Annotated in this window: 9 protein-coding genes; 6 read left to right on the top strand and 3 right to left on the bottom strand. The window is 69.3% G+C overall.

All coding sequences use genetic code 11. The annotated features are described in order from the left end of the window. The first annotated feature begins 1,201 nt into the window (after positions 1 to 1,201). On the top strand, positions 1,202 to 1,477 hold the full coding sequence (locus ACZ5XS_RS33145; RefSeq protein ID WP_468657613.1) for a hypothetical protein: 276 nt from the start codon (positions 1,202 to 1,204) through the stop codon (positions 1,475 to 1,477). A gap of 134 nt (positions 1,478 to 1,611) precedes the next feature. Then, positions 1,612 to 3,963: an alpha-L-fucosidase gene (locus ACZ5XS_RS33140; protein WP_468657611.1), complete on the top strand. Its 2,352-nt coding sequence runs from the start codon at positions 1,612 to 1,614 to the stop codon at positions 3,961 to 3,963. A 94-nt stretch (positions 3,964 to 4,057) separates the two neighbouring features. Here the strand turns inward: ACZ5XS_RS33140 and ACZ5XS_RS33135 are convergent, their stop codons facing one another. Next, positions 4,058 to 4,228 (bottom strand): hypothetical protein, encoded by a 171-nt coding sequence (locus tag ACZ5XS_RS33135; protein ID WP_468657609.1) that lies wholly within the window; start codon positions 4,226 to 4,228, stop codon positions 4,058 to 4,060. Between the two features lie 278 nt (positions 4,229 to 4,506). Beyond that, on the bottom strand, positions 4,507 to 5,355 hold the full coding sequence (locus tag ACZ5XS_RS33130) for a helix-turn-helix domain-containing protein (RefSeq protein WP_468657607.1): 849 nt from the start codon (positions 5,353 to 5,355) through the stop codon (positions 4,507 to 4,509). Positions 5,356 to 5,867: 512 nt separating this feature from the next. On the opposite strand from ACZ5XS_RS33130, the gene ACZ5XS_RS33125 reads away from it, so the two are divergent. The 3 genes from ACZ5XS_RS33125 to ACZ5XS_RS33115 all read left to right on the top strand — a co-directional run bounded on the left by ACZ5XS_RS33125 (position 5,868) and on the right by ACZ5XS_RS33115 (position 7,126). Beyond that, entirely contained in the window at positions 5,868 to 6,251 is a 384-nt protein-coding gene (locus ACZ5XS_RS33125) for an MmcQ/YjbR family DNA-binding protein (protein ID WP_468657647.1), read from the top strand. An 8-nt stretch (positions 6,252 to 6,259) separates the two neighbouring features. Further along, positions 6,260 to 6,622 carry an MmcQ/YjbR family DNA-binding protein gene (locus tag ACZ5XS_RS33120; RefSeq protein WP_468657605.1) on the top strand — a complete coding sequence of 121 codons (363 nt, stop codon included), beginning with the start codon at positions 6,260 to 6,262 and terminating at the stop codon, positions 6,620 to 6,622. A 78-nt stretch (positions 6,623 to 6,700) separates the two neighbouring features. Beyond that, on the top strand, positions 6,701 to 7,126 hold the full coding sequence (locus ACZ5XS_RS33115; protein ID WP_468657603.1) for a PPOX class F420-dependent oxidoreductase: 426 nt from the start codon (positions 6,701 to 6,703) through the stop codon (positions 7,124 to 7,126). Between the two features lie 150 nt (positions 7,127 to 7,276). Here the strand turns inward: ACZ5XS_RS33115 and ACZ5XS_RS33110 are convergent, their stop codons facing one another. After that, positions 7,277 to 9,865 carry an outer membrane protein assembly factor BamB family protein gene (locus tag ACZ5XS_RS33110; RefSeq protein ID WP_468657601.1) on the bottom strand — a complete coding sequence of 863 codons (2,589 nt, stop codon included), beginning with the start codon at positions 9,863 to 9,865 and terminating at the stop codon, positions 7,277 to 7,279. Positions 9,866 to 10,259: 394 nt separating this feature from the next. Here ACZ5XS_RS33110 and ACZ5XS_RS33105 point away from each other — a divergent pair, with 394 nt between their 5' ends. Beyond that, on the top strand, positions 10,260 to 10,433 hold the full coding sequence (locus ACZ5XS_RS33105; protein WP_468657599.1) for a hypothetical protein: 174 nt from the start codon (positions 10,260 to 10,262) through the stop codon (positions 10,431 to 10,433). Positions 10,434 to 10,474 lie beyond the last annotated feature (41 nt).

Genomic DNA, 10,474 nt, shown 5'->3' with positions numbered 1-10,474 from the left:
CCACCCCCGTTGCCCGCTATGTGGACCCCTTTTTCGCTCCTCCCCAGCACACCGAGCCCGGCTGTCCCTCAAGTGGGGCGGGCGGCGACTCGGCCCACGCGACCCGCTCCCCCGCCTGGCGGGGTGCCGGCCCGCAGTGCCCTTGTCTCGGCACCACGGAATACCGATTGCCACTGAATTCACCTACGACCCCATGGGTCCGGCGCCCACCACCGGCGGCGCTCTCTTCATGCACCAGGGCGCCGCTCGCCGAGGACCTGGAGGTGACCGGCCGCGTCCGGGCGGTGTCCGCGGCCCACGGACGGGCCCTCGACCGACTGGGGGGCGCGCCTGTGTGACGTCGGCACGACGGAGTCTCGCGCACTGTGGCCGACGGCATCGTGCGGTGCGCGCGGCGACACCGGGCGAGCCGGCCGAGCACGTCGTGGACCTGTGGCCGACGAGCATTGTTTCCGGGCGGGTCACCGGATACGGGTCCTGGTCACCTCCAGCGACTTCCCCCGCTGGGACCGCAACCTCAACACTCCCATCTCGCCCAGCCGGTGATTCCGGTCCCATGAGAAGCGTCGGAGATCCACACGGCTGACATGGATCCACCTCCCGCATGCCGGCGACCGGATCCCTGGGTGGGGTGTGGGGCCTCGAGGCGCCCGGCGGCTGTGGGGCCTGAGGCGCCCGGCGACTGGCATGGTGTCCTCCTTGTCGTCGCGCGCCTCGCCGACACACCCGCAGTGCGTGAGCGGTCCCTGCGCCGCCGGCAGCCGGCCGCCCTTGGTCGCGGACCGCCGGGTGCGTCGGCGACACCGAGTCGTACGGCGCTTCACTCCTCAAGTCACTCCGCTGAGCTCCGCCTGACCTCCAGCGAGGTCGCGTCGATCACTGTCGGCGGGCTCGCGGCTTCACCGGCCTGCGCCGGGAGAGTGCGGGCCTTGCCGATGGACACGAGGCCGACCGCCGAAGCCTGAGCTCCGCCCGACTCCTCCTCGGCACCGCGCGCCGTAGTCGTAGTCGTCCGCCACTCAACCGACTTGCATGACGAAACCGATCGGTTTACCGTGGACGAAACCGATCGGTTTGGTCGACATGCTGCTCGAACAAGGGCACCCGGTGCGCGCGTTCGTGCGCCAGGACGACCATCCTGGCCGACCCGGAGCAGCACATCTCGAAGTCCTACGACCTCAACGGCCCGGAACTGAAGGACATGCACGGGTTCGCGGAGGACTACGCGGCCGTTCTGGGACGCGAGGTCACGTACGTTCCCGACGACGTCGAAACCTGGAACGAGACCTACGTGGACACCGCCCTGGCCGCGTTCCCGCACACCGCGGAGCATCTGAAGACCCTGACTCGGCTGATGGGCGGCGGCGGATACCGCGGAGCCACCGACCAACTGGAAACCCTGCTCGGACGCCCGCCGAAGACAGTGCGGTGGGCACTGGAGAGCCATCCGCGCATCCGGAAGCTGGCGTCTACCTGAACCGCTGAGCGACCCGGGCTCCCTCCATGAACCTTGTCATCCTACCTATATTCTCAACGTTCCCCACTGTCGGCGCCGTTGACACCATCGTGAGTTCATTCAATCATCAGACATCCGATGAATTGGAGCCGCTCATGGGTATGTATCCGAGACGTCAGGTCCTGGGCGCCGCGGCCGGAGTGGCCGCCGCGGCGACCCTCCTTCCCCTCGCCTCAGGCACCGCCGCACACGCCGCCGAACCACTCGCCGAGGACGCCGGGCCGTGGGCTCCCGTCCCCGACCCCGTCCCTGTTCCACTCGACTCCCTCTACGACAACGATGGCGTCGACACCGCCTCCGCACGGGGCGGCGACTTCGACGGCTCGGGCTACACGTTCCCGGGCGAGGAACTTCCCACGGGCCGCGTGGAAGTCGACGGCGTGCCCTTTGTCTTCCCGGCCTCGGACGCAGGCGCGAAGAACAATGTCGTCGCACTCGGCCAACGCGTAGAACTGCCCAAAGGCCGCTACCTCTCGGCCGTGTTCCTCACCGCGGGCAGCTACGGCAACGCCTCCGGCAAAGCCACGGTCCACTACGCGGACGGCTCGACCACGACCGCCACCCTCGGCGGATCCGACTGGTACGCCACGGGTGGCTCTCTGTCGGCGGCGTACCGCTACGCACCGGACGGCACCAAGGACGAACACCGCGTGGGGATCGGCACATCCGAGTTGTGGCTCGACCCTCAGCGCGACGCCGTAGCGATCACGCTCCCGGTGACCAACCCGGCGCAGGCGAACAAGGCGTCGCTGCACGTGTTCGCGCTGTCCTTGCAACCTGCCGCGCAGGGCCGCGCGCTGGCCCTGCGCGCGGCCCGGTCCACGAACTCGCTGCTGGAGTCGTCCGGCGCCCAGAGCATCGAAGCGACCGTCGTCAACGCGGGGACGGTCTCCGTCCTGGCCGCGGACGGCGTGTCGGTGGGCGTCGAGGTTCCGGGAGCCCGCACCGTCGAGGCCGCCCGTGTCCGCCGCCTGGACCCCGGTGAGCAGGCCCGCGTCCGCGTGGGCATCCGCAACCGTGCGGGCACCGCCCCCGGCACGGTCCGCGACGGCTCGGTGACCGTCACCGGACGCGGAACCCAAGCCGCCGCGCAGAAGAGCCGGTTGACCCTCGGCGTCGCCGACTACCAGCCCACCGCAACTTCCCTCTCCGGCCACCAGGCGCCGTACTGGTTCCAGGGCGCCAAGTTCGGCATCTTCATCCACTGGGGCGTCTACTCGGTGCCGGCCTGGTCGCCGGTCGGGAAGCAGTACGCCGAGTGGTACTGGAACCACATGCAGGACCCCGCGAACGCCGTCTACGGGTACCACCGCGAGAAGTACGGCGAGAACTTCGCCTACGACGACTTCATCCCCATGTTCACGGCGGAGAAGTTCGATCCACGGGCCTGGGTCGAACTGTTCCGGGACGCGGGCGCGCAGTACCACGTGCTGACCTCGAAGCACCACGAGGGCTTCGCGCTGTGGGACACGAAGGTCTCCGACCGCAACTCCGTGAAGATGGGCCCGAAGCGGGACCTCGTCAAGGAACTCTTCGCGGCATCCAGCCGGTACACCCCCGAACTCCACCGCGGGCTCTACTTCTCCATGCCCGAGTGGTTCAACCCGGACAACCCCTGGATGGGTCACGCCCCGCGCAATCCGTACACCCTGGAGCCGGAGCCCTACACGGGTTACACCGGGGGCAGGGACTTCGTGAAGGACTACCAGGCCCCGCAGATGCTGGAGCTGATCCAGGACCACGACCCGGAGCTCATCTGGTGCGACATCGGCGGCGCCAACGACAGCCTCCATGTCCTGGCCGAGTACTTCAACCACGCGAAGAACCGCGCGCGGCCCATCGAGGTCACCGTCAACGACCGTTCGGGCATCGGCTTCCACGACTTCACCACCCCCGAGTACACGACGTACGACAACACGGTCGTCGCCAAGTGGGAGTCCAGCCGCGGCCTGGACCCGTTCAGCTACGGGTACAACCAGGCGACCCCGGACGACGCCTACATGACGACCGAGGCGGTCGTGCACAGCCTCGTCGACATCGTCTCCAAGAACGGAAACTTCCTCCTCGACATCGGCCCGCGAGCCGACGGCACCATCCCCGAGATCATGCAGACGCGGCTGCGTGAGACGGGGCGCTGGCTGCGCACCAACGGAGAGGCGGTCTACGCCACCACGTACTGGTCCCGGATGGCCGAACTGGGCGAGGACCTGCGGTTCACCGTCCGCCCGGACGAGGCCTTCTACATCCACTCCCTGGCCAAGCCGGGCGCCAGACTCACCGTCGAAGCACCGGTCCCGATACGCGGCGGCGACAAGGTGACGATGCTCGGCCACGGCCGACCCCTGACATGGACCCGCAGCAACGGGGCGCTGGTGATCGACGTTCCCGAAGCCGCACGCAAGGCGGGACAGCACGCGTGGGTCTTCAAAGTGCACTGGCGTGCCTGAGTTCCGAGGAACGCCCTGAGCACGACCGTTGGTAGTGACGGCACAGCGCTGCTTGCCCCGACCTGCACTTCGTCGGCCAGGATCGGTGACGTCCTCATGTCGTGCCCGGTGCGGGCCGCCCGGCTCCTGCGGCGAGCTCGGACGTGACAGCGACGAGGCTGTTGGCGGGGTCGATGTCCCCTCCGGGTACGGCACCGGAGGGGACATCGACGACGAGAATGTGCAGCGGCGAGTCCGGTTCGGAGTCCATCCCGACCGAACCCATGACCGAGACGATCTCGCCGCAGACGCCGCAGACGCCGCAGACGCCGCGAAGGCCTCCGTGCCACCGGCACCTACAAACGCGGGCCCGACGCTGCTCCCGAGGGCCCACGCGCACGATGCCGCGGCGGAGCCGGGCCGCCGTCCGGGAGTCACCGAAACCCCGGATGAGGTGGGATGCAGCACGTCAGGGTGTCGACGACCGGGTTTCCACGCGCGAGATGCTTGGGGGAGAGCGGGCCGGGGTGACGCAGGAGTTCTATAGCCACCGGGGTCGGAGTCTCAGGGATCCGGGGTGGCCTGACGAGCCGCGTAGGTGGCGGGTGTCAGGCCGGTGTGCTGGCGGAAGAAGCGGCCGAAATTGGCTGTGTCGGTGAAGCCGAGGTGGTCGGCGACCGCCCGGGCGGTCCACCGGGCGTGGTCGAGCAGGCGGCGCGCTTCGAGCAGGCGGCGCTGGTCGATGACCTGCCGTGCTCCGGTGCCGCCGGCCGCCCGCGTGGCGCGGCTGAGGGTTCGTACGGAACAGCCGAGCAGCCGGGCGTAGTCGTCGACACGGTGCAGCTCACGGTAGTGCAGCTCCAGGGCGTCCAGGAATTGTTCGTAGACCGGACGCCGTCCCGAGGTGCCGCCCAGGGGGGTGGTCGTGGCCGCGACCGGAGATTGTGTGAGGTCCGGCGAGCTGACGAGGCGGAGCAGCAGGGCTTCGAGGAGGCTGCACCGCAGGGCGTGATGGGCCCCGAGCGGGCGGCGGCCCAACGCGCGGTGTTCGTCGAGGAGTTGGAAGGCGGTCTGTTCGAGCCAGGAGGCGTCGTCAGGATGCGGGGTCAGTACGGCGGGGGCGTCGTGCGAGGTGACGGGAGCCAGCTGGCGGGCGATGTCGGGCCGGAGCGCATCCGGCTCGAACAGGATGAAGGGGCCACAGGCGGCGCTGGGGTCGTGCCAGCACTGCACGTGCCCGGGGCGTACCCACAGCCATTGGCCGGGAGCGATGGTGCGCGTGACGTGATCGACGTCGTGCCGCAGTTCACCCTCTGTGACGAGGATCAGGTAGTGAAAGGTGGCGCGGCCCGGACGGGGCGGATTCCACGGCCAGTCGTCGTGGTCGGCGTGGAAGTCTTCGACGGTGGTCACTTCCAGGCCGTACGGCGTACCGACCGGGGGCTGGAAGCCGTACAGCGGGACGGACTCGGGCTCTGCGCGTGCCGCGGAGTCGGGCCGCGAGACGAAGAGGGCGGAGGGACCTCGTTCTGACCGCCTTGGATGTCGCCTGTCGACCATCATGTGTCCGCAGTTTACCGGCCGCTTCGTCATCCCCAGGGAAAGGATGGTGATGCGGCCCGCGCGTGTGCGCGCCGTCGGTGTGGGGAGTGCCGGGGCACTCACCTCCGATCCTCCCCTCCGTGAACGGGAGAAAGGAAAGGCGCTCGCTCCGCCGGGCTCGACCGCTCCGAGGGCGCGACGGCAACGAGATCGAGCAACAGCCCGCACTCCTGCGGCCTCGCGTGACGGTACTGCGCGTGCTGTGTGCTCACCGCCGCCGGCGTGTAACCGGCAGTGCTGCTCGTACTGAACACGCCGGAAACGGCACCTCGCGCCCTGTACCGCCGGTCGGGGCGTCCGGATCGACGAAGGAGCTGATGACCATGGACGGAAAGACGCTGCAGAAGACCGCGGCCGACCACGCCGGGGAACTCCCCGGAGCCGGGCTGGAGCACCCGTTCGGCCCCGAGTGGGAGGTGTACAAGGTGCGCGGCAAGGTCTTCATGCTCATGACGCAGGTGACGGGTGAACCCATGGTGATTCTCAAATCGGCGCCCGACGAGGCGTCCGCCCTGCGACACGAGCACGTGGAGATCACCCCTGGCTACCACATGAACAAGAAGCACTGGATCACGCTGGAGAGCGGAGACACGATCGACGAGACGCTGGTGAAGGAACTCGTGACCGACTCCTACCGACTCGTCGTCGGCGGGCTCGCCAAGTCACAACAGCCCGTCGACCCGCGCAGCTACGGCCTCCGCACCTGACCTCCGGCATGTCCTTCAGCGGCACGAAGCTCCAGGACACCGCGCGCCACACCGCGCTCGCGCTCCCTGGAGTCAGCCATGGGCGTCCGTTCACCGAGCAGTTGGACGTCTACAAGGTGGCGGGAAAGGTCTTCCTGATCGTCACCGAGGACCCGGACGAACTCATCGTCACCGTCAAGACGGAACCGGAGTACGGGCGGCTGCTGCGAGACCAGTACCCGTCGCTCACTCCGGGCCGCTACCTCGACAAGCGGCACTGGATCTCCGTAGGAGCCGGCCCGGGCGCTAGCCAGGACCTGGTCGCCGAACTCGTCGACCAGTCCTACCACCTCGTCCTGGAGACGGTGCCACGCGACCGCCGCCCCGGATGACTGCGGACCGGCCGACCAACCAACCGACCGACCGACCGACCGACCGACCGACCGACCAACCACGGACAAGGACCGCCCATGCACAGCATGCCGACCGAGCAATGGCACGCCTTCGTCACCCGCGGCGCGCCCACCGGACGGTTCGCCACGGTCGGGGCCGACGGCACGCCGAACATCACCCCCGTCTGGTACGTCTTCGACGGCGAGGACTTCCTGTTCACCACGGGTGGCGCGACGGCCAAGGCCCGCAACCTGCGGCGCAACCCCCGCGCATCCCTCTGCGTCGCCGACGACGCGCCGCCCTTCGCCTACGTCGAAGCGCGCGGCGAGGTGACGCTCAGCGAGGACCTCGACGAACTCCTCGATGTCGCCACCCGGGCCGGTGCCCGGTACATGGGCGCGGCCAAGGCCGAGGAGTTCGGCAAGCGCAACGCCGTCCCCGGCGAACTTGTCGTCCGCCTGCATCCCGCGAAGGTCATCGCCTACGGCGGCGTCACCGACTGATGAGCACCCGCCCGCCGTCACGCCCACTGCGCGCGGCCCGGAGCCAGGACCCGCCCATGATGCACGAAGCACGAAGCACGAAGCGCAAGCGTGCTCAGCCGGAGCCCCCGACTGGCTTCGCCTGTGTCTGCACGGCTGGTGGGGAATGGGCTACCGGTGGCGAGCGGTGTTCTGCTCGGTGAGGGTGGTCACGCGTCCGCCGGAAGTGTGGAGGGCCTCGACGGCGCCCCCGCCGGCTGACGCACTCCAACGCCTCTCGCCGGTGGTGCGGTTGAGGGCGTACACCCGCCCGTCCTGGGCGCCGGCGTAGACGCTGCCGCCCGAGACGCGGGGTTCGGTGGTGATGTGGCCACCGGCCGGTGCCGACCAGTCGCGGGCACCGGTGGCCACATCGAAGGCGTAGAGGCGTCCGTCGGCGCCGGCGACGTAGACCTGCGACTGGTCCGGGACGGGTGACGAGGTGCTGCGTCCGGCGGCCGCGGACCAACGGGTTTCGCCGGTGTCCTGGTTCAGGGCGTAGAGGCGCCCGTCGCCGTTCGTGAGGTAGATCGTCTCGTGCGCGGCCTGCGGTGGCCCTTGAGGGGTGGGGACGGCGCTGGACTCCCAGACCTGGCGGCCAGAATCGACGTTGATCCGGTAGACGAAGCCATGGGCGGTGCACACGGCCGCCGTGCCCGCGTCGGTAACCACAGCGGCATCGCAATCCGAGTCGATGCTCCAGTGCACCGTCCCGGTGCCGCAGTCCACGCCTCTGGTCCCGTCCGCGTCCGACACGAGGCATGTCTGTCCGGCCTGGGCGAGGAACTCCCCGTCTGTCTGCCAGATGACAGCGCCGGTACGCGCGCTCACCGCTGCCGTCACTTCGTCCAGAGTCGCGCTGATGAAACTCTGCGGTGTACCGCTGACGCATCCGTAGGTGACACACATGGCAGGCAGGGCGCGGGACACGGAGGGGACAATCCCCGGTTCCTCTGTCGTCGCCTGCGGTAGAGGCGCAGGCAGCTGTGATCTCCAGAAGCTGACGAAGACGACGTCTGACGTCGTCTGACTCGGCTGGGGTTCTGACATGTCGGAGATGAACGAACGGCGCGCTTGTTCGGGGGCGGGCAGGAGACTTGACAGATTCCTGCTCCAGCGCAGGGCCCCGGTGGTGCCGTTGCGGGCCTGGATCGTGGTGGAGTCGTCGGTGGCGTAGAGGGTGTCATCGTCAAATGCCATCGTCCCGCCGGTCGTGCCCGGCGCCGGCTTGCTCCACAGCGTCCTGCCCGTGGTGGTGTCGATGGCCCGTAGGTTCTTGCTGTCCTGCACGAACCGGGTGCCGCCGCTGACCGGCCCGAGCGTTGCGAAGGGGGCCAGCGCGGACGTCCACTGCTCGGGCGGGACGGGCTCGCTGTTCTTCACCGAGGGCGACGGCTCGGGCTTGTCACCGTCGGCGGAAGGTGCTGCCAGTGGTGGCGCGGACGTGGTCGCGGACAGTCCGATCAGCATGACCGCCGCCAGTCCGGGCAGCCATCGCGGCGCAGCACCCCGCGCTGTCTCTGTGCCGCGAAGCCGCCCGCTCACCGTACGGTGCTGTGCTCTCCCCGGACGGAAGGCCGGATCGGAAGTCGTTGCGGTCGTGACCTTGCCTGGCCGCCTTCGCCACCAGGGCTCGCGGACTGGCAGGGGCGGTGGGCTGCTGTCGTCCGCGCCGGATGTCTCCTCCGAGCCGCCGGCACTGGCCTGCGTGCCACGGTCCGGGGGGTTGTCCACGTTGTCCATGTCGTGCGGGTGGACAACTGTCACCGTCCCTGCCAGCACATCCGCGGGCCTGACGTCCTGCTCGGGCGGGGCGGCAATGTCCATCCGCTGCCGGACCCCGGTAAGGCATTCGCGCTGTGTCTGGCGGCTGTCGTCGACGGTCTCCAGCAGCAACTCGTACTCCCATTGCTGAGGTTGCCGGCGGGCATCGGGAGCCGTGCGCGCCTGCGTCTTCTCCGGTCCGTCACCGGCAGCCCCCTCCGGGCTGGGCTCGGCGCCTGCCTGGCCCGCCTGCTGCAGTGCCTGCAGCTCGTGCCGGTATCCCTCGGCACGGCGACGGACGTCCACGAGAAGAACCTCAGCCGAGCCCCGGTCCTGCAACGCCAGCTCCAGCCGCTGCTCGGTGCGCGCCAGTACCTTGCCGAAGGCTTCCAGATCCCGTTCCACCGCCGCGACCGAGCGGGCCTGGCGCAGCGCACGGTCACGCTCGGCCTCCAGCTGTGCGCAGCGGTCCTCCAGGGAGATGATCGTTGCTTCGAGGACCCGGATCGTGTCTTTGTTGTCCAGAAGCACCTGCTGGACTTCGATGTGGCCGCGGCGGGCCTCATCCAGCCGCAGTTGCAGGTCCCGCAGCTGCAGTTCCCGCACCGGCAGCGTTGCACCCTCCGCAGAGGCACGGTCCTGCGCGGCCGCAGCTGCCGCGGCAGCACGGTGCAGGGCACCGCCCCGTTTCAGCTCCACCCCCTGACGCCGGGGCTCGGTGATCAACGTGGTGACCACGGTGCGCAACAGGCCCAGGGGGATGGGCTTGTGACCGTTGCGGAACTCTCCCCACGTGGCGCGCTTGTAGGTGCCGAACTCGGCGACCAGCTCGTTCAGCGTCCTGCCCGCGGTGATCTCCCGAAGCCAGGCAGCCAGCGCATCGCCCTCCGGGCTCCGACCCGCAAGCGGCCCGTTGCGCCGCCCTCCCCGAACCCTCGTCTGGCCCCCGCCGGGCATGCCCACGCCCCCTTCACCGGTGCCCGTCCAGGCACGTCCACCCCGTACAACCCCGCTCACCTGTGGCAACACCGCCACCCAGTCGTGGACAACAGATCGCCGGTCCAGGCTGGTGCTCCACCCTCACACACCCCCGCACCACCCGGGTTCACGTGCACATATTGCGCCGCAACCGTCTGATCACGGCCATATCCCGACCACTTCCGACCACACCAACCGAACACACGTAGCCCGTCGTCGACGACCGGACCACGAACCCTCACCTCAGCCCGCCGTCCGTACTCCTGGGCATCGGCTCCCGCACACCCGACCAGACCCGCCCCTGACCGACGCCAGCAGCAAGCCTCCGCTCCCTGCGCACACGCAGGGCCATCACACAGAGAAAGCCGCACCCATGCCCATGCTCGTCCTGCTCGTCATCCTGCTGCTCTTCCTCAGCGGCACGCTGACCATCGGCGCTCTCGTCTACCTTGCCCGGCGCCATCCCACCTGGGTCCAGCCACTGCTGGTCGGACTCGCGGGCGTCACCGCACTGGCATCCATCGTCGCCCCCGTCGTCTCCCGGTGAGCCCGCTGCCGGCGGCCCACCACGGCCACCTGGACCCACAA

It is taken from the genome of Streptomyces sp. NPDC033131, assembly GCF_055578365.1.
This window is presented reverse-complemented; position numbering and strand designations above follow the sequence as displayed.